Annotated in this window: 25 protein-coding genes and 1 pseudogene; 10 read left to right on the top strand and 16 right to left on the bottom strand. The window is 63.1% G+C overall.

Annotated elements, in window-relative coordinates:
• The coding region (locus DBP26_RS15840; RefSeq protein WP_146752954.1) for a BapA prefix-like domain-containing protein at positions 1 to 419 on the bottom strand (419 nt) is incomplete at its 3' end.
• A 583-nt stretch (positions 420 to 1,002) separates the two neighbouring features.
• Entirely contained in the window at positions 1,003 to 1,932 is a 930-nt protein-coding gene (locus tag DBP26_RS15850) for a LysR substrate-binding domain-containing protein (RefSeq protein WP_256600832.1), read from the bottom strand.
• Positions 1,933 to 2,080: 148 nt separating this feature from the next.
• Between DBP26_RS15850 and DBP26_RS15855 the strand changes: the two genes are divergently transcribed.
• The 6 genes and pseudogenes from DBP26_RS15855 to DBP26_RS27365 form a co-directional block, all read left to right on the top strand.
• Positions 2,081 to 2,953, top strand: coding sequence for a transketolase (locus tag DBP26_RS15855; protein WP_108238482.1), 873 nt, complete (start codon positions 2,081 to 2,083; stop codon positions 2,951 to 2,953).
• Entirely contained in the window at positions 2,954 to 3,955 is a 1,002-nt protein-coding gene (locus tag DBP26_RS15860; RefSeq protein ID WP_108238483.1) for a transketolase C-terminal domain-containing protein, read from the top strand. It begins immediately after the preceding gene.
• Positions 3,956 to 3,966: 11 nt separating this feature from the next.
• Positions 3,967 to 4,815, top strand: a complete 849-nt coding sequence (locus tag DBP26_RS15865; RefSeq protein ID WP_108238484.1) for an NAD(P)-dependent oxidoreductase — start codon at positions 3,967 to 3,969, stop codon at positions 4,813 to 4,815.
• 84 nt (positions 4,816 to 4,899) lie between these two features.
• Positions 4,900 to 6,228 (top strand): MFS transporter, encoded by a 1,329-nt coding sequence (locus DBP26_RS15870; protein WP_108238485.1) that lies wholly within the window; start codon positions 4,900 to 4,902, stop codon positions 6,226 to 6,228.
• Between the two features lie 131 nt (positions 6,229 to 6,359).
• Positions 6,360 to 6,692, top strand: coding sequence for a DUF883 C-terminal domain-containing protein (locus DBP26_RS15875; RefSeq protein WP_108238486.1), 333 nt, complete (start codon positions 6,360 to 6,362; stop codon positions 6,690 to 6,692).
• Between the two features lie 229 nt (positions 6,693 to 6,921).
• A pseudogene (locus DBP26_RS27365) lies at positions 6,922 to 7,059 on the top strand (DUF2934 domain-containing protein); the annotation flags it as partial.
• Between the two features lie 107 nt (positions 7,060 to 7,166).
• Here DBP26_RS27365 and DBP26_RS15885 read toward each other — a convergent pair.
• The 4 genes from DBP26_RS15885 to DBP26_RS15900 form a co-directional block, all read right to left on the bottom strand.
• Positions 7,167 to 7,622: a MarR family transcriptional regulator gene (locus DBP26_RS15885; RefSeq protein WP_108238487.1), complete on the bottom strand. Its 456-nt coding sequence runs from the start codon at positions 7,620 to 7,622 to the stop codon at positions 7,167 to 7,169.
• A 139-nt stretch (positions 7,623 to 7,761) separates the two neighbouring features.
• Complete coding sequence (locus DBP26_RS15890; RefSeq protein WP_108238488.1) at positions 7,762 to 8,964, bottom strand: MFS transporter; 1,203 nt, start codon at positions 8,962 to 8,964, stop codon at positions 7,762 to 7,764.
• 107 nt (positions 8,965 to 9,071) lie between these two features.
• Positions 9,072 to 9,677, bottom strand: coding sequence for a GNAT family protein (locus tag DBP26_RS15895; protein ID WP_108238489.1), 606 nt, complete (start codon positions 9,675 to 9,677; stop codon positions 9,072 to 9,074).
• A 19-nt stretch (positions 9,678 to 9,696) separates the two neighbouring features.
• Positions 9,697 to 10,854, bottom strand: coding sequence for an MltA domain-containing protein (locus tag DBP26_RS15900; protein WP_108238490.1), 1,158 nt, complete (start codon positions 10,852 to 10,854; stop codon positions 9,697 to 9,699).
• A gap of 247 nt (positions 10,855 to 11,101) precedes the next feature.
• On the opposite strand from DBP26_RS15900, the gene DBP26_RS15905 reads away from it, so the two are divergent.
• Positions 11,102 to 11,824: a hypothetical protein gene (locus DBP26_RS15905; protein ID WP_108238491.1), complete on the top strand. Its 723-nt coding sequence runs from the start codon at positions 11,102 to 11,104 to the stop codon at positions 11,822 to 11,824.
• A gap of 20 nt (positions 11,825 to 11,844) precedes the next feature.
• Here DBP26_RS15905 and DBP26_RS15910 read toward each other — a convergent pair whose 3' ends face one another.
• From DBP26_RS15910 to ppnN, 4 genes are all read right to left on the bottom strand, one after another.
• On the bottom strand, positions 11,845 to 12,291 hold the full coding sequence (locus DBP26_RS15910) for a CBS domain-containing protein (protein WP_108238492.1): 447 nt from the start codon (positions 12,289 to 12,291) through the stop codon (positions 11,845 to 11,847).
• A gap of 153 nt (positions 12,292 to 12,444) precedes the next feature.
• Positions 12,445 to 12,867 carry a type III secretion system chaperone gene (locus DBP26_RS15915; RefSeq protein ID WP_108238493.1) on the bottom strand — a complete coding sequence of 141 codons (423 nt, stop codon included), beginning with the start codon at positions 12,865 to 12,867 and terminating at the stop codon, positions 12,445 to 12,447.
• Positions 12,868 to 12,955: 88 nt separating this feature from the next.
• Positions 12,956 to 13,537, bottom strand: a complete 582-nt coding sequence (locus DBP26_RS15920) for a GNAT family N-acetyltransferase (RefSeq protein WP_108238494.1) — start codon at positions 13,535 to 13,537, stop codon at positions 12,956 to 12,958.
• A 129-nt stretch (positions 13,538 to 13,666) separates the two neighbouring features.
• Positions 13,667 to 15,040 (bottom strand): nucleotide 5'-monophosphate nucleosidase PpnN, encoded by a 1,374-nt coding sequence (gene ppnN / locus DBP26_RS15925; RefSeq protein ID WP_108238495.1) that lies wholly within the window; start codon positions 15,038 to 15,040, stop codon positions 13,667 to 13,669.
• A gap of 246 nt (positions 15,041 to 15,286) precedes the next feature.
• Between ppnN and DBP26_RS15930 the strand changes: the two genes are divergently transcribed.
• Positions 15,287 to 15,859 carry a sterol desaturase family protein gene (locus DBP26_RS15930; protein WP_108238496.1) on the top strand — a complete coding sequence of 191 codons (573 nt, stop codon included), beginning with the start codon at positions 15,287 to 15,289 and terminating at the stop codon, positions 15,857 to 15,859.
• Positions 15,825 to 16,547, top strand: coding sequence for a dienelactone hydrolase family protein (locus DBP26_RS15935; protein WP_108238497.1), 723 nt, complete (start codon positions 15,825 to 15,827; stop codon positions 16,545 to 16,547). Before DBP26_RS15930 ends, DBP26_RS15935 begins: the two co-directional genes overlap by 35 nt.
• A gap of 89 nt (positions 16,548 to 16,636) precedes the next feature.
• Here the strand turns inward: DBP26_RS15935 and DBP26_RS15940 are convergent, their stop codons facing one another.
• A complete protein-coding gene (locus DBP26_RS15940) occupies positions 16,637 to 17,050 on the bottom strand; it encodes a PaaI family thioesterase (RefSeq protein WP_108238498.1) in 414 nt (137 codons plus the stop codon).
• 205 nt (positions 17,051 to 17,255) lie between these two features.
• Here DBP26_RS15940 and DBP26_RS15945 point away from each other — a divergent pair, with 205 nt between their 5' ends.
• The gene (locus DBP26_RS15945) at positions 17,256 to 18,776 is read left to right on the top strand and encodes an FGGY family carbohydrate kinase (RefSeq protein ID WP_108238499.1); all 1,521 of its coding nucleotides are present in this window, start codon (positions 17,256 to 17,258) and stop codon (positions 18,774 to 18,776) included.
• On the opposite strand, the gene DBP26_RS15950 is transcribed toward DBP26_RS15945, so the two are convergent.
• The 5 genes from DBP26_RS15950 to DBP26_RS15970 form a co-directional block, all read right to left on the bottom strand.
• The gene (locus DBP26_RS15950) at positions 18,763 to 19,482 is read right to left on the bottom strand and encodes an SDR family oxidoreductase (RefSeq protein WP_108238628.1); all 720 of its coding nucleotides are present in this window, start codon (positions 19,480 to 19,482) and stop codon (positions 18,763 to 18,765) included. The two genes, DBP26_RS15945 and DBP26_RS15950, sit on opposite strands and share 14 nt — an antisense overlap.
• Before the next feature lie 16 nt (positions 19,483 to 19,498).
• Positions 19,499 to 20,494 (bottom strand): sugar-binding transcriptional regulator, encoded by a 996-nt coding sequence (locus DBP26_RS15955; protein WP_108238500.1) that lies wholly within the window; start codon positions 20,492 to 20,494, stop codon positions 19,499 to 19,501.
• Positions 20,495 to 20,526: 32 nt separating this feature from the next.
• On the bottom strand, positions 20,527 to 21,408 hold the full coding sequence (locus DBP26_RS15960; RefSeq protein WP_218565101.1) for a carbohydrate ABC transporter permease: 882 nt from the start codon (positions 21,406 to 21,408) through the stop codon (positions 20,527 to 20,529).
• Position 21,409: 1 nt separating this feature from the next.
• Positions 21,410 to 22,315, bottom strand: coding sequence for a sugar ABC transporter permease (locus DBP26_RS15965; RefSeq protein WP_108238501.1), 906 nt, complete (start codon positions 22,313 to 22,315; stop codon positions 21,410 to 21,412).
• Between the two features lie 137 nt (positions 22,316 to 22,452).
• A complete protein-coding gene (locus tag DBP26_RS15970; protein WP_108238502.1) occupies positions 22,453 to 23,799 on the bottom strand; it encodes a sugar ABC transporter substrate-binding protein in 1,347 nt (448 codons plus the stop codon).
• Between the last annotated feature and the right edge of the window lie 22 nt (positions 23,800 to 23,821).

Consider the following 23,821-nt stretch of genomic DNA (forward strand, 5'->3'; position numbering starts at 1 on the left):
GCGGCCGCTGCTGCGCCACCCGCACCCAAAAGACCCAACCCGGCGATGGCCCACGCCGATGTCGCGCCACTGACCACGCCGGTGCCGGCGATCAACTCATCAATCGAGGTGATTTCGTCAAAGGTGAAGCCATTGAACGACTCAGCGCTGTACTGCGCCTGCCAGAGCGCGCCGTCCTCATCTTGAAAGACCATGTCGCTGGCCAGCCCGTCCGGGCCGGTATTGAAGAAATGGGCGACTTGAATCTGCTCGCCGTTTTTGAGGTGGACGATCAAGTCCTGACCATTTCGGGTGACCGATGCCACCTGATTGGGTGCGACCGGCATTTGAACGACAGCGGGATCTTTCAGTTGCAGATTGCCCCAGGCACGGGCGTCGATTTGAGAGGTGACCTTGTCAGCAACGACGATGTTTTCCATTTCCAAATCCCTTTTCTGCTTTACGAAAAACAACTACGCGACAACATCTCGGGCGTTGGTGTGTTTTCGGAAGCTGCACGTCAGCTCACGTCCAGATCTTCTTGTCGTCCGGAGCAGGTGCGTCCTGCTCCTGTGTGGCAAAAACATTAGTTTGGATCCACGCGACTTCAACGCAGAGGTTTTGGCGGGGTAATGGACGACCTCTGAAAACGGCACGTAACCGGTTGTCTGTAAAGGGACTTCGTCGACAGACCGTGAAGGTGCCATTAGTCGACTCGAAGGATGGCTCCGCTGGAGTCCATCCGAACGATGGGTTCGCTTCGGATGGGTGTACCCGTATGGTTAATGCGCGAAATCCGGATCGGCCCGACCTTTGATGCGTTCAATGGCCGTTCGCGCCGACTCGTGTACAGGCCAACCTTGAAGAATTGCAAAGGTCACCTCAAAGAAGGTGAACCCTAACAGCAGAACGCTGGCGCCCTGTATGACTGCATACAGTTGCCAGATCGCGAACAGGATTCTGGCCACCGGCCTGGTCGCGCCGACCTACGGCCGTGGGCTGGCATTGGCCCGCGGCACTTGGTCAATCCTGACGGGGCAAACTGGCGGACCCTAACCCCAACTCATCCAGAAGCCACTTCTTGAACACCTCCGCCGCCTCGTGCCGGGTTCTTCGTTTTGGATAGACGAGGTAGTGGCCGATGTACTGCACGTCATGGGTCACGGCCCGCAGCGGTGCGACCAGGGTGCCTCTTTCCAGCTCGGTCTGGGCCAGCAGGGTCGACTCCAGGACCACCCCCATGCCGTTGCTGGCGGCGGCGATGGCCATGATGCTGCGGTCGAAGCGCAAGGCGTAGTGGTGCGGGGACATGAGGTGGTTGGCCTCGAACCAGCCTTTCCACTGCAGCATCTGTACATCGCACTGAATCAGCCGATGCTCGTAAAGGTCTTGCGGGGTGCGAATGCTTCGGGCCAGTTCCGGGCTGCACAGTGGCGTGAGGTGCTCGACGGCCAGCGGGACTTTCTCGATAAGGCTCGATCGCGGCTCGCCATAAACGATGTCGAGGTCGAAGTCGTCGTTTTCGAATTGCGCGTAATCGGTGCTGGCCGAGAAGCGCAGGTCGATGGTCGGGTGGGCCTGGACGAAACGGGCCAAGCGCGGCATCAACCATTGCATGCCGAAACTGGGCGCGGTGTGCAGGCGCAGAGGCGGGGGTTCATCGCTGCTGGCCAGGACAAATCCACGCTGCATTTCCTCCAACCCCCGTTGCACGTGCTCCATCAGCAGTCGGCCCTTGGCCGTGAGGTTGACTTCGCGGGTGGTGCGTTCGAACAACTGCAGGTCGATGGATGCCTCCAGCTTGCGAATCGAATGGCTCACGGCGCTCGGGGAAATGCCCAGCTCCTGGGCCGCCTGAATGAACGACCCTGACCGGCCTGCAGATTCGAACACCCGCAGCGCTGACAGCGGCACCCGGCGAAGCTGCTGAATTAATGAATTCTGCTCACTCATTGCTGCAAAAATGTCCTTTGTAAGGGGCTATTTGCCGATGATAGGTTGATTGCACATCGCTTGCAGGCCATTTGATGAATTCGAAACATCAATTGGTTGCCTGCTGACGATGGTGTCACCCCTTAATAAAAATAAGCAGGACTCACGCATGACAACACGTTCTCAGGCCGCCGACGCAGGCGCAGCGTCGCTGCATCGCGTCGCCCGGCACGCCTGGCGCATCCGGCGTTTCGCATTACGCATGGGCGAAGTTCAAGGGCAGGGTTATGTCGGGCAGGCACTGGGCTGGGCCGATGTACTGGCCACTGCCTATTGCTACGCCATGAACGTTCGCCCCGGCGAGCCGTCATGGGAGGGCCGTGACCGCTTTCTCTTGTCACACGGCCACTACGCGATTGCGCTCTACGCCGCGTTGATCGAAGCGCAAATCATCCCCGAAAGCGAATTGGAGACCTACGGCTCCGACGACAGCCGCCTGCCGATGTCGGGCATGGCGAGCTACACCCCCGGCATGGAAATCTCCGGCGGTTCCCTCGGCCAGGGCCTGCCGATCGGCGTGGGCATGGCACTGGGGCTGCGCATGAAAGGCAATCCCGCGTGGGTCTTCAACTCGATGTCCGATGGCGAACTCAACGAGGGTTCGACCTGGGAAGCCGCGATGTCGGCGGCCCACCATGAACTGGGGAATTTGATCGCCCTGGTCGACCTCAACCAGCAGCAGGCGGACGGCAATTCCCGCGAGATTCTGGATTTCGAACCGCTGGCGGACAAATGGCAGGCATTCGGCTGGCATGTGCAGCGGGTCGATGGCAACGATCTTGCGGCGGTCATCGCCGCGTTCGATCAAGCCATGGCAGTCAAAGCGGCCCAGCCGCGGGTCATCCTGTTCGACACGCTGATGGGCAAGGGCGTGGACTTCCTGGAAACCCGCGAAAAAAACCATTTCATCCGTGTCGAGCCGGAGGAGTGGCAGGCCGCGATCAAGGCTCTCGACGCGCATTACGAATCGAGGAGTGCCTGAATGAACCTGCCAACCGCTCAAAAACCGCGCCTGACCACTTCGGCGATGATTGCCTCGATCGCCAGCGAAGGCCAGCGCACCGAAGCCGCACCGTTCGGCCACGCGCTGGTGGCCGCCGCGCAAAAAGATCCTCGGATTGTCGGCATGACCGCCGACTTGTCGAAATACACCGACCTGCACATTTTGGCTCGCGAGTTTCCCGAACGGCACCTGCAAATGGGCATGGCCGAACAACTGCTGATGGCCGCCGCAGGGGGGATGGCGAAGGAGGGGCTGATCCCCTTCGCCACCACCTATGCGGTGTTTGCCACGCGCCGTGCCTATGACTTCATTCACCAGGTGATCGGCGAGGAGCACCTGAACGTCAAGATCTGCGCCGCGCTGCCAGGCTTGACAACCGGCTACGGCCCCAGCCACCAGGCCACCGATGACCTGGCGCTGATGCGCGCGGTGCCGGGCCTGACCGTGATCGACCCCTGTGATGCGCTGGATACGGCCCAAGCCGTGGCCGCCATCGCCGAATACACCGGCCCGGTGTACATGCGGTTGTTGCGGGGCAAGGTGCCCATGGTGCTGGATCAGTACGACTACCGGTTTGAACTGGGCAAGGCCAGCCTGCTGCGGGATGGAAAAGATGTGCTGATCATCTCCAGCGGCATCATGACCATGCGTGCGCTGGAAGTGGCCGAACTGCTGGACGACGGCAGTGCCGAGGTCGCGGTCTTACACGTCCCGACCATCAAGCCGCTGGACGAGGCCACGCTTGTGCGCGAATGCCAACGCGGCGGGCGCTTGGTGGTGGTGGCCGAGAACCACAGCACGGTCGGCGGCCTGGGTGAAGCGGTGGCGCTGGCCCTGCTCAAGGCGCGGATCAGCCCGGTGTTTCGCCAGATCGCCTTGCCGGACGCCTATCTGGACGCCGGTGCGCTGCCGACCCTGCATGATCGCTATGGCATTTCCACTCAAGTCATGGCGGAGAACATCCGCCAGTGGCTGGTATAAGGAGCGCGAAAATGAACGTTGCTTTTATTGGCCTCGGGGCCATCGGCCTGCCTATGGCGCGGCAGATCCAGCAAGCTGGCCATGGGCTGATCGGCATCGAGTTGAGTGAAGCGAACCGCGCGCTGGCGCTGACGCATGGCATCGAATCCAGCGCTGACTGGCAAGCGGCCAGTGATGCCGATGTCGTCGTGGTCATGGTTGCCACCCCCGCGCAACTCGACGCGCTGGTCAGTCAATGCGGCCCACTGAAGCCTGGGCAGCACTGGGTGGTGATGAGTACCGTCGGCCCGGCCTCGGTGCGCGAGCAGGCCGCGCGTCTGCGAGAAAAAGGCGTGCAGGTGGTCGACGCTCCCGTCACCGGCGGCGTCGCGCGGGCACAAACCGGTAGCCTGTTGATATTTGCGGCCGGTCCGGCGGCCGCGGTCGCCCATGTCGAACCGGTGTTGCGAAGCATGGGCAAGGTGCGCAACGCCGGGCTGGAGATCGGCGATGGTCAGGCCATCAAGGTGGTCAATCAGCACCTGTGTTCGGTGCACCTGGTGGCGGCTGCCGAGGCGTTGAGCCTGGCGCGATCGCTGGGTCTGGACCCGGGACGGGTACTGGATCTGGTGCAGCAGGGCGCAGGGGGATCGTGGATGCTGTCCGACCGTGGCCCGCGCATGCTCGAAGGCACCGACACCCAAGTCACCAGCATGGTGGACATTTTCGTCAAGGACAGCGGGCTGGTCGCTGACGCCGCTCAAGGCTGTGGCGCGGCCGTACCGCTACTCGACACCGCTCACGCGCGGTTTTGCCAAGCGGCCGAGTCGGGCCTGGGCAAGCGTGATGACAGTCGAGTGATCGAAACCTGGGCGCCCTAGCCGGTACCGCAAGACAGTACGTTTCAACGCAGCGGGCAGGCCCGTTCTGCCCGTCACTACAACAATAAGATCCCGGAGTTTGCCATGAGCGAATCCACCCAAGCCTCACCCGAGCAGAACAATGCGGGAAAAGTCTCCTTCGCCTCCATGATCGGTTCGGCCGTGGAGAGTTATGACTTCTTCATCTACGGCACCGCCGCCGCCGGCTGGTTTGGCCAAGTGTTCTTCCACACCACAGAGCCGATCGTCGGTATTCTGGCCGCGTTCGCGACCATGGCGGTGGGCTTTTTCATGCGCCCTCTGGGTGGCTATCTGGCGGGGCATTACGGCGACCGCCTCGGGCGCAAGACCGTGCTGCTCTGGTCGTTGCTGGCCATGGGCGGGGCGACGGTCCTTATCGGTGCCTTGCCCACCTATGCACAGGCCGGCGTGATCGCGCCGATTCTGTTGATCTTGCTGCGGATGATTCAGGGCATCGGCTTCGGCGCGGAGTGGGGCGGTGCCGTGCTGATGGCCTGCGAACACGCGCCCGCCCATCGTCGCGGCTTCTTCGGCGCGGTGCCCCAGATCGGCATTCCCCTGGGGCTGCTGATGGCCAACGGGGCCTTTCTGCTGTCAGCCATGGTGTTCGAAGGCGACTGGGTCTGGCGCGCGCCGTTCCTTGCGTCGGTGGTGATGGTCGCGGTGGGCATGTGGATTCGCCTGAGCGTCAGCGAGTCGCCTGAATTCGAAAAAGCCAAGGCGCAGAATGCGCTGATCAAGCAGCCTGCACTGGAAGTCATTCGCAAGGACTGGCGCAAGGTCTTGCAAATCGCCGGCCTGCGCCTGGCGGAAACCGGCGGCTACTACCTGGCCACCAGTTTCATGCTGTCCTACGTGTTGCTGGCGGGGATTGCCACCAAGCAAAACGTGCTCTGGGGCACGATGATCGGTTCCGCGATCGGGCTGGGCAGTCACCTGTTCTACGGCGCGTTGAGCGACCGCATCGGACGCAAACCGGTGTTTCTGATTGGCTCGCTGTTCACCATCGTGTTCGGCATCCCGATGTTCATGATGATCAACACCGGTATCGTCCCCCTCATCATTGTGGCCGTGGCCATGGCGTTGATTCTCAGCCATGACCCGATCTTCGCGGTCGAGGCCAGTTGGTTCACCGAGCAGTTTCCGGCCAACGTGCGGTCCTCCGGGATTTCCCTGGGCTATAACTGCGCGTCGCTGGTGGCCGGTACGCTACCGTTCATCGCCACCGCGCTGTACGCCAAAGTGGGCTGGATGGGACCGGCGCTGCTTTTCAGTTCGCTGGGCGTGGTGTCCACCTTGTGCGCGATGAAGATGCGCGAGACGGCCCCGGCGGTGGCCAAGGAGCTGCCCACCGCGCGCACCAATCCGGTGGGGTCTCAGGCGCTGCAATAAGCGTTGCTTCGCCGCTTCGGCGCGGGTGCCAACATCTCTCGCGCCGTTCGGGCCCGCCGGGCAAAGATCATCGGAACGAATGCCATCCAGCCCGTGTCAACCCAGTTCCATGACCCCAAAACGGAACTGCCATGAGCCAGATCAACAAGGTCAGCGACTCCCTGACGGACGACCTTTACCGCAAAACCCGCGATCAACTGAACACCTTCATCAATGAGACCAACGCCTTGCTCGCCGCGGGCGATGCCTTGCATCAGGATCGAACCGCCCTGGCGCACAAGCGGCTCACGGCGTTCCTCGAGCAGGCAGAGCGCTCCGTAACCGAACCGGCGTCCGCCCCTTCACCCGTCGCCCACTGGCTTGAGACGGGCCGTGACTACGTCAAGGCTCATCCCTGGCAGGCGGTCGGTGTGGCAGCCGGGCTGGGCATTCTGGGCAGCCTCTTGCTGCGGCGTCGCGGCTGAGTCGTGCTGAGGAGACTCGGTCATGCGACGTCGTGGCGTCCCCGTAACGCGTCCAGGGACGGGCAGGCGGTTCTGGCTGTCTACAGCCTTCACCGCCCCCACGGAGGCGCTCGGATTTCATCCTCAGGATCAACTGAATGACGGTCTGGCCCATGCCGTGGGCATCGAAGGGTTGGGGCTCGGCTCGATGTCGGCGGCGTGGTGGGTCAGCAGGCAAAGGGGGGCAGGCATGAGTGTGGACGAAGACGCAGTCCGCCAACTGGCACAACTGATTTGGGAAACCGAGGGCAGGCCTGAGGGACAAGAGGCCCGACACTGGGAGATGGCGACCAAACTCGCGGAATCGGCCGCGATGGCCCCTGCGCGTGGCCTGCACCGACCGCGGGTGGGCGTGATGTTTCCCGACCCGGGCAACAGCGACGACGATCCGCCCATCGATCCGTGAGTCGGCGCAGCGGCTCTTGAAGCAGAGCTTTACGCCCGGTCCGCTTTCAGCGCCTGCAGCAGCGCGTCGGCGAACCCTTCCGAGGCGATGAAGTCCAGTGCCTGGCGCAGCTTCACCGTCTCTTCGGCGCCGAAGGTTTTGTCGAACATCTGCGAAACCCGCTCCGATACCTTGCGGGCCTCCTGATATTTGCGCTTGCCGGCAGCGGTCAGCAGCACGCGCCGGCTGCGGCGGTCGGCCTCATCGACCTGCAACTCCACCAGGCCATCGCGCACCAGCGGCTTGAGCGTATGGCCCAACGCCGACAAGTCCATCACCAGAGCCTGCGCCAGGTCGCGCATGCGCGGCTCGTCGCTGCGGGCGATCTGTGACAGAAGTGAATACTGGGTGGCCTTCAGGCCGCATGCCTGAAAGGCTTCATCGTAGATTTGGCCCAGCCGACGGGACGCCCGGCGTACCGAGCCATTGGCGCAACTGCTGGCCATGACGGGATCTGAACAGAATGTCGCGTGTCTCAAGGCCGTAACGCTCTTCACTGGCGGTGGATAGCGGGGATTATGCCTGCCCCTGCGCAACGGACAAGGTTTTTCAGGCCGCCGCTAAGTGACACGGTGACGCACCGCGTCAGGCCCGCTGCTCGGCGAACGGCGCCTGCTGGCGGCGCGCGTCCACCAGCGCCCAGTACCACATGCCCAGCCCGCCAAAGGTCAGCGCGGCCGCCGCATAGCCGGTGGCCGGAAGACCCAGGCCCAACGAAATCACGATGCCGCCGACCCATGGGCCAATGGCGTTGGCCAGATTGAACGCACTTTGCACCAGCGCCCCGGCCAGTGACTGCGCGTGCGGGGCAACGTCCATCAGACGCGTTTGCAGGATCGCGGCCAGGCCCACGCCACAGCCAATGAAAAACACCAGAGGGATCAGCAGCCAGAGGTTTTCGGTGGCGGCGGGGTAGAGCATCAGCACCACCGCGGTGAAGCCCAGGGAAATGCCTGCCGCGCGCATCGTTGCGCGGTCCGCCGCCCAGCCGCACACCAGATTGCCGACCGTGGTCCCGAGCCCGAACACGGCCATGACCAAGGGAATCATGATCCCCGAGGTGCGGGTCACTTCGATCAGCGTCGCCGCCAGGTAGGTGTACACGCAGAACACCCCGCCGAAGCCAATGCCGGCGATACCCAGCGTCAACCAGACCTGACGCGAACGCAAAGCGCCCAACTCGCGCAGCGGGCTGGCGTCGGCCTGCGCCGGTGAAAGCGGTGCCAGTGAGCGAATCAGCAGCGCGGTGATGGCCGCCAGCCCCGCGACGATGCCGAGGCCCCAGCGCCAGCCAACGGTCTGGCCGATCCAGGTGGCGAATGGCACGCCGACGATGGTGGCGATGGTCAAGCCGAGAAATACCCTCGAGACCGCCTGTGCCCGTTGATTCTTGGGCACCAGCGAGGCCGCCAGCAGCATGGCGACGCCGAAATAGGCGCCATGGGGAAAACCACTCAAAAAGCGGAAGAACACCAGCCAGGGCAAGGAGGGGGCGATTGCGCTCAGGGCATTGGCGACGCCAATGAAAGCGGCCAGCATGACCAGCAAAGCCCGGCGCTCCAAGCGGACCCCCAATACCATGATCACCGGCGAGCCCACCACGACCCCCAATGCATAGGCGCTGATGGCATGGCCGGCCAATGGCTGGGTGCTGTGAAACTCGCCAGCGATGAACGGCAAGAGCGTCATCGACGCGAATTCGGTGGTACCGATGGCGAAAGCGCCCATGGCCAGGGCAAACAGCAGCCAGCCCATGTGGAAATCGTGGGGAGCATCAGTCTGGGTCATAAAAAGGTCAGGAGGATGAGTTCGAGGGTCGGTGCTTCGTTATACCTGAAACCGGTTACAGATCCATCCGCCACCGGACACCAGGTTGGGATTCGCCGTTGATGCGCTCAGGGGGCAGATGCCATGCGTGTTCGCAGGAGCGCTTTCACCGCCGGCCATTCGTCGCCGATGATGCTGAACCGCACCGAGTTGCGCTTGCGACCATCGGGCATGATGCGTTCGTGGCGGACGATGCCTTCCTGAGTGGCGCCGATGCGCAGAATGGCCGCCCGGGATTTCTCGTTCAATTCGTCGGTGGTGAATTGCACGCGCACGCACTCCATGACCTCGAAGGCGTAGCTCAGCATCAGGTATTTCATTTCTGTGTTCAGGCCCGAGCGCTGGACCGATTGCCCCAGCCAAGTGTGACCGATCTCCAGCTTGCGGTTCTTGCGGTCGATTTTCCAGAAGCGGGTGCTGCCGACGATGCGACCGGTGTCGCGGCGCACGATCACGAACGGCATCACCGAACCCGCCGCGCGTCCCGCCAGGGCGGTGGCGATGTACTGCTCGACGGTAGCGGGGCCGGGAATGACCGTGACCTTCATGTCCCATAGATTGCCGTCCGCGGCAGCTTCCAGCAGCTCCCCCGCATGGGCGGTCTGGAGCGGCTGCAACGCTACGGCGCTGCCGGTGAGGGTGATCTGTTCAGTGGGTATCACTTCAGTGCTCATGGGCCAGGGGGTCCTGTCTTCAACTTTTGGGCTTGTTGTCTGGCAAGGGGGCTCCCTTGGGCCACAGCATCCAGATCTGCCCTTGCTGTTTCATTTTGCCCGCCAGTTCGCCCGCGGCATCGCCGGTGCCCCAGAACATATCGGCGCGCACTTCGCCCGCAATCGCGCCCCCGGTGTCCTGGGCGGCCACCGGACGCACCAGCGGCGACCCGTCCGGACGGGTCGACGACAACCAGAGCAGGCTGCCCAGTGGAATCACCTTGCGATCGATCGCCACGCTGTACCCGGCGGTCAACGGCACGTTGAGCGAGCCGCGCGGCCCTTCGTCGCTGTCCGGGCGCAGGGTGAAGAACACGTAACTGGGGTTGCTCCCCAACAGCTCGGGCACGCGCTCGGGGTGGGCAATGGCCCAATCGCGGATACGACCCATGGACACTTCGTCCTTGGTCAACTGGCCCTGTTCCACCAGCCAGCGGCCCACGGGTTTGTACGGGTAGCCATTCTGGTCGGCATAGGCGATGCGCAATTGCCGACCGCTTTCGAGCTGAACGCGGCCCGAGCCCTGGATTTGCAGGAACTGCAGGTCGATAGGGTTTTCCAGCCACGCGAGGACCGGGGCGTTGACGCCTTTTTCGCCGATGGTGGCTGCATCGTCATAAGGACGCAGGACACGACCGTCGAGGCGACCGCGCAGGCGCTTGCCTTTGAGCTCGGGGTACAGGCTGTCCAGGTTGACGATGATCAAGTCCTCGGGGACGCCGTAAATGGCGACCGGGTGTTGGTCATTGCGCTGCTCGCTGCCTTTGTAGATGGGCTCGTAGTAGCCGGTGATCAGCCCGTTGGCGCCGTGCTCCGACGAGCGCAGGCTGTAGACCTGAAGCGTGTTCTTCAGAAAGTCGCGCACCGCCGCCGGGTTCTGCGGCACCTGCGCCGCTTGCGCGCAGGTGGGGCCCCAGACCGCGTCCTTCGCCAGCCGCTTGCAGGCCGAGAACCAACTGTTGAAACCCGCCATCAGGTCGACGTCGTTGACGGCGGGCAGTTTGTCCCACTCGACGCTGACGTAGGTGGTGGCCTCGGCAGGCTTGGGTTTGGGTGCACCGCCATCGCAGGCTGCGAGCAAGGCGATCAGCGGAGCGAGGCAGAAAAGAAAGCGGCGCCAATGCGGGCTTGGGGTCATCACGCGGAGCGGTCCTGGAAACATGTGAAGTCGGCTAGCTTGGTGAAAGGCGACGGCGCCGTCAAATCCGCGCGCCACTCCGGGCCGGAAAACCGAATGGCGGGCAGCCGTGTTCAGCGCGGATTGACTCCGCTCGCCGCACTTTTTTCCGATTTGCCGCTCTATGCAGGGCGGGGACGCTGCGATTGACGCGGGTCCAGTGGGTTGAAGCGTGTGATCGATGGTGTGTGTTGCTTCTGGGTTCTTCATGCGTTCGCGCTCGCGGGCGCTGCTCGCGTTCGGGCTCATGGCGCTTTGCGCGGTCGGTTGTACTCGACAGGATGGGCGCGACGTGGCGACGCAACTCAGTGAAACCCGGCCTCAGGAATTTTTTCAGACCAGCGTCGACCGGATGGCCACCCTGGCCATGCACGACAACCTGGAAAGCCTTTACCTGTTGATGAGCAAACTGTATTTGCGCAATCCGGCACAGTGGCGCAAATCCGGCTTCGTCGACGCGCGCGCCGCTGAACGCAATGTGCGCTTGGCCATTGAACAGCAGAAGCCGTTGCCGCAGTTAGGCAACCGTCGGGACCTGGCAGCCCTCAGCTACGCATTGAGCCCTGAGTTCCTGGGCGATCGGGTCGGCGCCTTCATCTACGCCATTGGCAGCATGCTGGTCACCGCCCATGGCGGACGGCTCGAATTCTTCATGACTGACCAGATCAACCCGACCTTCGTCAACAACGCCGCCCGCAACATCGAGAAGGCCACGTGGTTGCTTGGCCAGCGACAAAACGCGAACGGCGAGTTGATGCTGTTCTCCAACGAAATCACGGAAGAGGGCAGCAACCTGAGCTTTGCCACGGAATTTGGAAAAATCGTCGCGCGGCTTGACCTGCTGACCCAAATGCTCGACGAGCGCTATCGGCGAATTGGCCTCAATTACGCGCAGAGCCTGTTGTTCCTCAACTTCCTGCCGGTGCAGTGACAGTCGGTGCGTCGTGTGGATCAATAACTCTCGCCGCGGATGTATTCCTGCATTTTCTCGATCAGGCGTGCCTGTTCGGCGATGGCTTCCTTGACCAGGTCGCCGATGGACAGCAGTCCCACCAACTGACCGTTCTCCACCACGGGCAAGTGGCGCAAGCGGTTATCGGTCATGATGCCCATGCACGCATCCACTTTGTGCTGCGGGGTGATGGTTTTCACATTCCGGGTCATGATCTCGCTGACCGGCGTGCCGACCGACGCGCGTCCTTCCAGTTCCATCTTGCGGGCGTAATCCCGCTCGCTGACGATGCCGACGATCACCGCACCATCGACCACCGGCACGGCGCCGATGTTCTTCTCGGCCATGAGCTTGATCGCGTCGATGACCATCTGATCCTGTGTGACGGTGTGAACTTCACCCTGGTGCTTTTCTTTGAGTTTCAGTAGTTCGGCTACGGTCGTCATGCTGGCCTCTCCGGCGCGTATTTGTGAGCGCGGCCACGCCAATCGGGCCGTGTGTACAGCATCGTAGAGAGATCGGATTCCAGCAAGTTTGGAAGCGCCGCGCAGATGGCAAAAAGCGTCATCGCACGACACCCGGGTGTCGCCGCTTGAAGCCTATAGGCTACGGGCCAGCCCCGGCATCGCCGAGCGTTTCGGCGGCGTGACCGTTTTCAGCAGATGAGGCATTTCCCGCGCCTGGCGGATGAAGCCCTGAACACCGTGCACGAATGCAGCTTCCGACAGGCCCTGAAGCGCCATGTGCGTGCATAGCCGGAGGTCGTTGCGGGGGGCCAGTGCCAGCCAGCACCCGTGCAGCGCGTCCGTGTCGAAGTTCAAGCGCAGCAGATGTTCATACGTGTCGGGCGTCGAACGTAGCGGCAGCTTGCAGTGCAGCACCGCGACATCGCCCGCGGGAGGCATTTCGATGATGGCGACTTCACGGTCCTGATCGAACAGCGCGCAAACGCCATTTTCCAGACCCAGTTCGGTATTCAAATGCCTGCCCAGTGCGGCAAGCAGGGTGTCCGGTGTGCTCATGAGGCTGTCCTTGTGCGGTCGGTTCGTTCCTGAGTGGTCTCACCGGCCCACGGGTTCCCATTCCCAGGCCGTCAGATGGCCCGACGCCTCACGGGCGCGGACGTCGCGGCCGGGACACCACCGATTCGATATTCTTGCGCCCGATCAGCAGCGGGCTCTTGGCCCTCCGGGAGGCCGGCATCTCGGCCAGCCATTTGAACATCACCAGGCAATCCACCAGACCATGGCGCGCATGGCGATAGGCGCGAGGCAGGCGACCGACCGTCTCGAAGCCGAGCTTGGTCCACAGCGCCACGGCCACGTCGTTGGTCGACACCACCGAGTTGAACTGCATCGCGCTGAAGCCGCTGTCCACCGCCAGTTGCTGCGAGTGTTCGCACATCGCCCGTGCTACGCCACGACCGCGGGCCTGGTCGGTGACCATGTAACCGCAGTTGCACACGTGGCTACCGGGGCCGGCGGCGTTGGCCTTGAGGTAATAGCTGCCGAGCAAGACGCCGTCTTCTTCAGCGATCAGTGTGTGCGGCGGGTATTCGAGCCACAGGTGCTGGGCTTGCTCGTACGTCAGGTCGGGATCATAGGCGTAGGTTTCCTGCGCCTTGATCACGGCCTGGAAGGTCGGCCAGAAGCGTTCGAAGTCTTCGGCCGTCATGGGGCGAATCTGGATCATGGAGGGTCCGGTCGGTCGAGGTAATAACACAAGGGGGCGAGCGACGGGGGCCTGCGGCCAGAGAGCGGTGGCCATGCAACTCGCCACCGCCGGCCCGTGGACCACCTATAAACGCATCACGGTCGCGGCTCAGGACACCACGCGGTAACAGGGCACATAGGCCGCGCCGCCCGGCAGCTTCATCCGGTGCTGCTCGACGAACGCCTGCAACAGCTTGTCCAGCGGCTGCATGACTTCGGCATCGCCGTGAATCTCGTATGGGCCGTGCTCTTCGATCAGGCGAATGCCCTTGTCCTTGACGTTGCCCGCCACGATGCCTGAAAACGCCCGGCGCAGGTTGGCCGCCAGTTCATGGGGCGGCAGGTCGCGGCGCAACTGCAGGCTGGCCATGTTGGCGTGGGTCGGGTCGAACGGACGCTGGAAGCTTTCCTCGATCTTCAGCAGCCAGTTGAAGTGAAAGGCGTCGGCCCGCTCGCGTCGGAACTGGCGAACCTCGGCCAGCCCGGCAACCATTTGCCGCGCGACTTCGGCCGGGTCGTCGATGATGATCTGGTAATGCTTGTGCGCTTGCGCACCCAGGGTCGCGCTGACGAACGCGTGCAGTTGCTCCAGGTAGGGCGCGGTGCTTTTCGGGCCGGTGAGAATGACGGGGAAGGGCAGGTCCTGGTTGTCGGGGTGCATCAGGATGCCCAGCAGGTAGAGGAATTCTTCCGCCGTGCCGGCGCCCCCCGGGAAGATGATGATGCCGTGGCCAACCCGGACGAAGGCTTCCAGGCGTTTTTCGATGTCCGGAAGGATCACCAGCTCATTGACGATCGGGTTCGGCGCTTCGGCGGCGATGATGCCCGGCTCGGTCAGCCCCAAGTAGCGGCCACCGCTGATGCGTTGTTTGGCATGGGCGATGGTGGCGCCTTTCATCGGCCCCTTCATCACGCCCGGGCCGCAGCCGGTGCAGATGTCCAGCTTGCGCAGGCCCAGTTCGTGGCCGACTTTCTTGGTGTATTTGTACTCCTCGGTGTTGATGGAGTGGCCACCCCAGCACACCACCATCTTCGGCTCGACGCCCGCCCGCAGGGTGCGAGCATTGCGCAGCAGGTGGAACACGTAGTCGGTGATGCCTTGCGACGATTCCAGGTCGATGCGCTGGCTGTCCAACTCGCTTTCGGTATAGACGATATCGCGCAGGGCGCTGAAGAGCATTTCCCGCGTGCTGGCGATCATCTCACCGTCGACGAAGGCGTCGGCGGGCGCGTTCAGCAGCTCCAGGCGCACGCCGCGGTCCAGTTGATGAATGCGCACCTCGAAGTCCTGGTAGGCTTCGAGAATGGTTTTGGCGTTGTCGACATGCGCGCCCGTGTTGAGGATGGCCAGGGCGCACTGGCGGAAAAGACTGTACGTACTGCCTGAGCCAGCAGCGCTCAGTTGTTGGACTTCACGTTGTGAAAGCGTCTCCAGGCTACCTTTTGGACTGACCGAAGCGTTGATTACCTGTCTTGGAGCCATTCTGAATTCCTTGAAAGCAATGCCCCCCGCATGAGTCGGCGGAGGCATGTGGACAGTGAATGAAAACGCCATTCACCCTGGCGGCCATTTTTCACATCGGTCGGTCAGGAAAGCAAATGTTGTGCGGAAAATCTTTGGCGACCTTGTGAACGGGCAGGTGCGCGGTGACGATCCGTGACTTTTGATTTTCCACGCCCCCCGGTATGCTGCACCTCGACGTCAGACGCCCGTGACCACGCCGCCCTTATGATTTTCAACTTCGCGATTTTCCTCTGCACCCTGATCGCCATGGAGGGTGTCGGTTTTCTTGCGCACAAGTACGTCATGCACGGCTGGGGTTGGTTTTTGCACCGTTCTCACCACGAGGAGCACCTGGGCGCGTTCGAAACCAATGACGTTTACCTGCTGGTGCTCGTCGTGGTGGCCGTCGGTCTGATCGTCCTCGGCCACAACGGCCATGACCCGCTGCAGTGGGTCGGCGCGGGCGTCGCCGCTTTCGCGCTGATCTATATTCTGGTCCACGACGGCATCGTTCACCGCCACTGGCCGTTGCGGCCCCAGCCTCGCAATCGCTACCTGCGCCGGCTGTACCAGGCCCACCTCATGCACCACGCGGTCAAAGGCCGTCGCAACAGCGTTTCGTTCGGCTTCCTCTACGCGCCGCCCGTCGCCACGCTGCAACGGCAACTGCGCGAAATGCGTCGGAAGGAGCCAGCCCCTACCGGCGAGCGCACAGACCGCCGCGGTACGCCCATCCACCTTTTCATCGCTTCGGGAGACTCACGTGACGCCATCGAAAGCACAACAGGCAACCGCTAAAACGATCACTTACAACCGTCCGGACGGCAAGTCGGTCAGCGGTTACCTGGCTAGTCCGGCGAACAGTCAGGGCGCCCCGGCCATCGTGGTGATCCAGGAATGGTGGGGCCTCAACGATCAGATCCGCGGCGTGGCGGACCGATTGGCCGCTGCCGGTTACCTGGCGCTGGTCCCGGACCTGTATCGGGGCGAAATGACCGTCGAGGAAGAAGAGGCCCATCACCTGATGAGCAAGCTCGACTTCGCCGATGCCGCCACCCAGGACATCCGCGGCGCGGTGCAGTATTTGAAGGACCACACGCCCAACGTGGGCGTCACCGGCTTCTGCATGGGCGGTGCGCTGACGTTGCTGGCGCTGAACTTCATTCCGGAGCTGTCGGCAGGGGTGGTGTTCTACGGCATGCCGCCGCTGGAGTACCTCGATCCGCAAGCGATCAAGGTCCCGGTCCAGGCGCACTGGGCCACTCAGGACGAGTTCTTTCCGGCCGAAAACGTCGACGCGCTGGAGGCGAAGTTGGGCGAGGGCGGGGTCGACATCGAGTTCCATCGGTATCTGGCCCACCACGCCTTCGCCAATGAAACCGCCGTCGGCCCGGGCCGTATTGCGGGCACCCAGTACGACCCGGTGTGGGCGCAACTGGCTTGGGACCGCGCATTGACCTTCTTCGGCCGTACGCTCTGGAAGTGACCGCAACGCGGTGCCTATCCATGAGCGGTTTGCACCTGGATACGGCGCCGCCCGCCTCAAGCGGGTTCACTGAGGTGCGGTAACGCGCCTCATCGCAGGTGCTCTGGCGGAATGGCGTAGGTGCCGACCACATGCGCCACGGCGTCGGGCGACCCCTCGGCGTACAGCGAGACCTCGCCAATGGCCAGGGTCTTGCCGACTTTCATCAATTGGCACTCGGCGATGATCCGGCGCTCGGCTTGCGGTTTGCGCAGGAAGTTGATGGTCAAGCTGGTGGTGACCGCCAACGGGACGATGCCGATCGCGCCAAGCACCGCAACGTACAACGCCACATCGGCCACGGCCATCAAGGTCGGGCCTGACACCGTTCCCCCTGGGCGCAGATCCGAGTGATCGATGGCCTGGGAAACGGTCGCGCTTTGCTCGCCGACGTCCTCCACCACGATCCGGGTCTGCGGAAATTCCCGTGCGATGAATGCCGCGATTTCGTCCTTGCTCGCCATGGGCCTCTCCCGAATGAGTCGAAGCCGCAAGATTTGATGAGGCCCAGGGCAATTGTCAACGAGGGCGAGCGTGAAGAGGGTGTGACAGGCTTTGCGGCTCAGCCGCCAGGGGAAGCCACCTTCGTGCGACAGGGATCTTTCGGCGGATTTCGGCTAGTCTAGCCGTTCGATTCGACGGGTCACGGGCGGTGACGGAGCAGGGTGCATGGGCAAGCTGGTTATCGGTATCGATCTGAGCACGACCACCTGCAAGGCCATCGCCTGGGATCTGCAGGGGCGGCTGGTGGCTCAGGCGCGGGCGCCTCTGGCCCTGGCTCGGCCTGGCGTGAGTGCCTACGAGCAGGACCCTCATGACTGGTGGCGAGCGACGCAACTCGCAGTCAGGCAACTGCTGCCCCTGATCGCGGACCACGCCATCGCGGCGCTATCGGTGGTCAACCAGCGTGAAACCGTCGCGGTCACCGACGCGGACGATGGCTTGCTGCGCCCGGCCATTCTGTGGCTCGACGAGCGCCGCAAGCATGAGGTGGCAGCGCTGTGCCAGCGGGTGGGCCACGACCGTTTGCACCGCATCACCGGCAAACCCCACGACTGGGCGCCAGCCATCTACAGCCTGGCCTGGTTGGCGGAGGCCGAACCCGAGATGTTCGGCAGGATCCGCCACGTGTACGAACCGCATGCGTGGCTGGTGCGGCAGTTTACCGGGCAGTTTGTGACCAGTTGGGCCAGCGCCGATCCGTTCGGCGCGTTCGACATTCATCAGCACCGCTGGGCCGACGATGTCCTGCAGGCGTTGCCCATCGCGTTGAGCCCCGAGTGTTTCCCCCTTGCGCTGGCACCCGGTTCAGTGCTGGGCGTGGTGTCTGCCCATGCCGAGGCGTGCACCGGGCTGCCGGCTGGCACGCCGGTGGTCGCGGGCGGGGGCGACGGTCAGGCCGGTGGCCTGGGAATTGGCGTGGTCAGCCCCGGCACGGCGTACCTGAATCTCGGCACGGCGATCGTGTCCGGGGTGTACGCCAGCCAACCGAAGGTCGACGATGCTTTTCGCACCCTGTGCGCCGTGGATCGTGAAGGCTACGTTCTTGAAACGTCCCTGCGCTCCGGCACGCTGCTGATCAACAGCCTGCTCAAGCAGTTCTTCGACATCGACGTGGGCGCCCACCCCGAAAGCCTCGTGCGGCTGGAAGTGGAGGCGTCACGCGTGCCGCCCGGCAGCGCCGGTTTGATTTTGCTGCCGTACTGGAACGGCGTGATGAATCCGTACTGGGATCAGGATGCGCGAGGCTGCCTGCTGGGCCTGTCGCCCGATCACGGGCGTGCCGAGATCTACCGTGCGGTGCTGGAAGGCATCGCGTTGGAGCAGGCCGTCGCGACCCAGCGGATGGTCGAAGCCACCGGCGAGCCGGTGCACACCTTCGTGGCGATCGGTGGGGGAGCGGCGAGTCGGCTGTGGTGTCAGATCATCGCTGACGTGACGGACCGGCCGGTGATCCGCGCCAGCACTCAGGAAGCTTCAAGCCTGGGCGCAGGCATCGCCGCTGCAGTAGGCGCGGGTAGCTACCCCGATTTTGCCAGTGCCGCACGGGTGATGACCCAGGGCGGCGAAACCTTCGTACCCAACCCGGGGTTGCGTGAATTTCATCGCGAACTGCTGAGCCTCTACCGCGAGTTATACCCCCGCCTGCGCGACCTCTATCCGCGCCTGGCTCGACTCAACCTGCGCTGAAGCCGCCGTCCACGGTCAGGGTCACACCATTGACCATCGCCGCGTCGTCGCTGAGCAAAAAGGCGATGGCCGAGGCGATTTCGTCGGGTTGGACGAAACGTCCCAACGGTATGCGCGAGAGCATCGAAGCGGATTTGGCCGGGTCACTCCAGGCCTTTTCGGCCATTGGCGTCAAGGTCACCACCGGGTTGACGCTGTTGACCCGAATGCCATGACGCCCCAGCTCCACGGCCATGACCCGGGTCATGGCGTCCAGCGCGGCTTTGGACGCGCAATAGGCCAAATGATCGGGCGTTCCCACGGCGGCGGCCAAGCTCGAGACATTGACGATGGCGCCGGGCCGACCCCGGCGGATCAGGTCGCGCGCCACCGCCTGAGCGACCACCATGGGGGCTCGGGCGTTGACGGCCATCAGGTGATCGAAGGTTTCGACCGACGTGTCGAGCACCGATTCCAGCTCCACCACTCCTGCGCAGTTGACCAGCAGATCGATGGGCAGCGTGTTTTCGACTGCCGCTTGAGTCGCTGCCGCGTCGGCCAGATCGACCACCAGGGTGCGTTCGCAGTACGCCAAATCCGCCGGGTTGCGGCCCGCCGCTATGACCTCGGCGCCGCAGCGGCTGAGCCACTGCACCGTTTCCCGGCCAATGCCTTTGCCGGCGCCGGTGACCAGAATGCGTTTGCCCGTGAAATCGTGGGTTGCCATGAACATCTCCCAAGGGTCAGTTGTCGTGCGATCCGCTGGCAGCGCCGAGCAATTCGAGGGCAGCGCTCTCATCGATGACCAGCTCATGCACCACGTTGCGCAGCAAGACGGCGCGAATGATCTGCGCCTTGTAGGGCCCACCCGATACCAGCACGACCTTCTTGATCTTGCGCAGGTCTTCCGGGTCCAGCGAAATCGCACGGCGGTTCAGCGGGTGGTTGACCTCGATCCCGTCGCGGTCCAGCCAATGTCCGAGCAAGTCGCCCACCGCACCCGCGGCCCGCAGCGAGCGCGCGTCCTGTGGGTTGACCAGCCCCAGTTCGAGCATCAGCGAACGCTCGCTGAGGTCGCCCACGGTCAGCAACGCCACGTCGGCGTTGCGCGCTTTGCCCAGGACGTCCTGAACCGAAGCCTCTTCCAGGATCATCCCGCGATAGGCCTCGGAGGGCGCGAACAGCGGCGCGGCGAGGTAGTAGTAGGAGCCGCCGAACAGGGTGGCGAGGCTGGACGCGATCTCCACCGTGTTGTTCGCCGAGCCGTAATGCAGGCCCCCCAGCAGCGAGACCACCTTCATGTTCGGCAGCGGTCGGCCCTGCAGCTCACGCACCGCCTGACGCAAGGTACGGCCCCACCCGACGGCGATGGTGCAACCGTCTTGAAGGTACTCCTCGATGCTGGGCGCTACGCCAACGCCGAGCACGCGGAAGATGGTCGATGGATCGTCCGGGGAGGGCACGACGGTCACGCGTTCCAGCCCGAAATGCGCCTGCAGCCGGTCTTCCAGTTCGATGCAGGATGCCAGCGGCGAGTTGATCCGAATCTGGACCACGCCGGTTTCGCGGCAAGTCGCCAAGGCTTTGTTGACCCGCACGCGGGTGATCCCCAGGCGATCGGCAATCTGCTGTTGGGTCATGTTGTTGACGTAGTAGTACCAGGCGATGCGAATGTTCAGTTGATCCTCGGCGCTGACCGGGTCGGCGTCGGGGATCGTTTCCGGGTAGCGATTCTGCACGGCAGTGTCCTTGGCGCTCGAAGCGAGGGCGCCTACTTTACAGCGCCCATGGTCAGACCTTGTACCAAATGCTTGGAAACCATCAACGCGAAGATGATGACAGGGAACACGATCAAGGTTCCGGTGGCCATGATCTCGCCCCAGGGCAAGTCGTAGCCGCTCATGAAGCTGGTGGCGGTGACCGGCGCCGTGCGTGCGACATTGCGGGTCAACACCAGGGCATAGAGCAGCTCGTTCCAGGAAAAAATGAACGAGAAAATGGCCGACACCGCAACGCCGGGCATGGCCAGCGGCAGGGCGATCCGCCAGAAGATAGTAAAGCGCGAGGCACCGGAGAGACGCGCGGCTTCGTCCAGGTCCTTGGGTACGCCGCGAAACTGGTCGGTGCAAATCCACACCACAATCGGCAGGTTGAACGTCAGGTAGACCAGGATCAGCACCAAGTGGGTGTCGATCAGGCTCAGGCTACGCGCCATGAGAAAAATGGGCAGCGCCACGACAATCGGACTGAGCATGCGGTTGGTGATGAACCAGAACCACAGGTCCTCCTTGCCGCGGAATTCAAAACGCGCCAGCGCATAGGCGGCCGGCGTGCCGAGACCGATCGCCAGCACCGTGGTGCACACGGCAACGATCAGCGAATTGCCGAGACTGTGCAGCACGTCGCGCTCGAACAGCACCTTGACGTAATTGTCGAGGTGCGGGGTAAAGGCCCACACCGGAGGCGATGCCAGCGCTTCGGCCTGGGTCTTGAGGCTCGTGGCGACCATCCAGTAAAACGGAAATACCGCGAACAGCACGATGGCCAGCAGCCCCACGACATGCCAGGCGTTGACTTTCATGCCGGGGCGAACCTGCCCGGGGCGAACCTGCTCGGGCGCAGCCACGGTGTGTGCAGCGGAAACGGTGGCCATGTCAGATCTCCCGGTAGACGAATTTGATGTACAGGCGCGCAAGCACGATGGTCAGGATCAACAATAGAATCGCCTGGGCCGAGGCGATGCCCTGATCGAACACACGGAACCCCACCCGCTGAATGTAAACGCTCACCAGCTCGGTCGCCGCACCGGGGCCCCCTCGGGTCATGGTGAATACGGTGTCGAACATCTTCAGGATGTCAGCGGTGCGCAAAATCAGAATAACCGTGGCGCTGGGCAGCAAGAACGGCAGTTGAACGTAGCGCACGATCTGCCAGCGGCTGCGGGTTTCCAGGCGGGCAGCTTCTTCGATTTCGTTGGGCACCATGGTCAGCCCGGCCAGCAGCACCAAGGCGCAGAACGGCGTCCACTGCCAGATGTCCATCAAGGCCACGGCGATGAAGGCGTTGGTGGTGTCTCCCAGCCATTCCACCGGACCCGCATCGAGCATCGCCAGCAGGGCATTGGCCACGCCGAAGTCGCGATTGAAGATCAGCCGCCCGATCAGGCCCGCCACCGCAGGGGCGGTGGCCAGCGGAATCACCAGGCTCATGCGCGCGAGCAGCTTGACCCCGGACAGGCCGGGTTTGTGCAACAGCAAGGCGATGATCAGGCCGAGGGCGAGTTGGATCGGCACCACCGTGATCAGAAACAATCCGGTGCGCCCCAGCGCGCTCCAGAAGGAAGCATCTCCCAAAACGGTGAGGTAGTTATCGAACCCGATGAAAGGGGTCGCATCCTTGGGGCGGGCGAGGTTGTACTGGCGGAAGGAATTGACCAACGCGAAGACGGTCGGGAAGATCCCGATCAGCGCCAGGGCGACGGTGGCCGGCGCCAGAAAGGAAAACGCTGCCCGGGTGTTGTTCCACAACGTAGGGAACACCGGTTTTTTAGGGCTGGACATACAGATGGGTTTCTCCGGAGATCAGCTTCAGCCGCAGACATAGGGGCATGGGTGGCCCGCGATCGAGTGCCTGGCAACCGAACGCAGGCCTGCCACGCGCCGACGGCCTCTTGGCCGAAGGGCGGGGCGTGCACCGGTTATTTCAATAGCTTGACCTTGCCATCGTAGTAACCCGCTTTCTTCAGGATGTCCTCCATCTTCGTCCCGATGGCCTTGGCCCCGGCTTCGACGCTGGTCTTGCCCAGCATGATCGCCGTGCCGTTTTCGCCGACCACTTCGGAGATCTCCGGCCACTGCGGGAAGCGCGGACGGTAGTCAGGCACGCCGCCCTCCCACGACGTGACCATGGGCTGTACGAACGGGTATTTCTTCTGCACGTCCGCGTCTTTGTAGACTGACATCCGGCCACTCACGCCACCGGCTTCCAGGTACGGTTTGGCCATCGCCTCGGAGGTCACCCACTGAATGAACAGCCAGGCCGACGCTTTCTTTTTCTCGTCGGCGCTGGCATTCACCCCCAGGGAGAAACCGCCCAAGGCTGGCTTGAGGCCCGCAGGCCCCTTCGGTTCGGTGGCCACCCCCAGGCAATCCGTGATTTTCGACTTGGCCGGGTCTGCCAGGGTGCTGTAGAACGCTGACCATTCAGTGATCATCGCGACCTTGCCTTGGGCGAGGGCGTTGACCGCTTCGATATGGTCATAGTCGACGATGCCCGGTGGCATGAACTGCATCAGGTCCTGGCGGAATTGCAGACCTTGCTGTGAGGCTTTGGAGTTGAGGTTGGATTTGAAGCCGGCGTCCAGCAGCGAACCCCCGAACGGCCAGAGGAAGCGCATGAAGCTGTCGGCGGACTGGGTTTCACCTCGGCGCGACTGCAGTGCGTAGGCGTAACGGTCCTTGGCCTTGTCGGTGAGCTTGGGCGCGTAGTCCTTGAGCAATTCGTCCCAGGTCGCAGGCGGCTTGTCGAAGCCGGCTTCCTTGAGCATGCACTTGTTGTAGAACAGCAGGCCTGAGTAGTTATCGAACGGCAGGCCGTAGGTCTTGCCGTCCCAGCCGCCAAAGGATTCCAGCAGGATCGGGAAGAAACCGTCGAGCTTCAAGTTCGGGTCGGCGAGCTTGGCGTCCTGAGTGAACGTGGTGATCGGTTCCAGCCAGCCATTGCCCGCGAACTCGCCGATCCAGACCACATCCGTGAGCACCACATCGAGCGGCTCACCGCTGGTGAACCTCAGCACTTCCTGCTCGCGGGTGTTTTCGTACGGGACGATTTCGTAATTGACCTTGATTCCGGTCTTTTTCTCGAATTCGGGCAGCAGTTTGATCGCCGCTGCGTATCCGGGACGGTCGAGGAAAATCGCCTTGATTTCGGTGCCCTTGTAAGGGGCCGAGGCTTCTTCCAGGGTCCAGGCCTGCGCGGCGTTCGAGCCTGCCGCCGCACTCAGGGCGACGGTCAAGGCAAGGGCATTCCATACCAGCTTCTTCATTACGTGACCTCTTTATTGTTGT

The organism is Pseudomonas sp. RIT409 (assembly GCF_003052515.2).
Lineage (GTDB): Bacteria > Pseudomonadota > Gammaproteobacteria > Pseudomonadales > Pseudomonadaceae > Aquipseudomonas.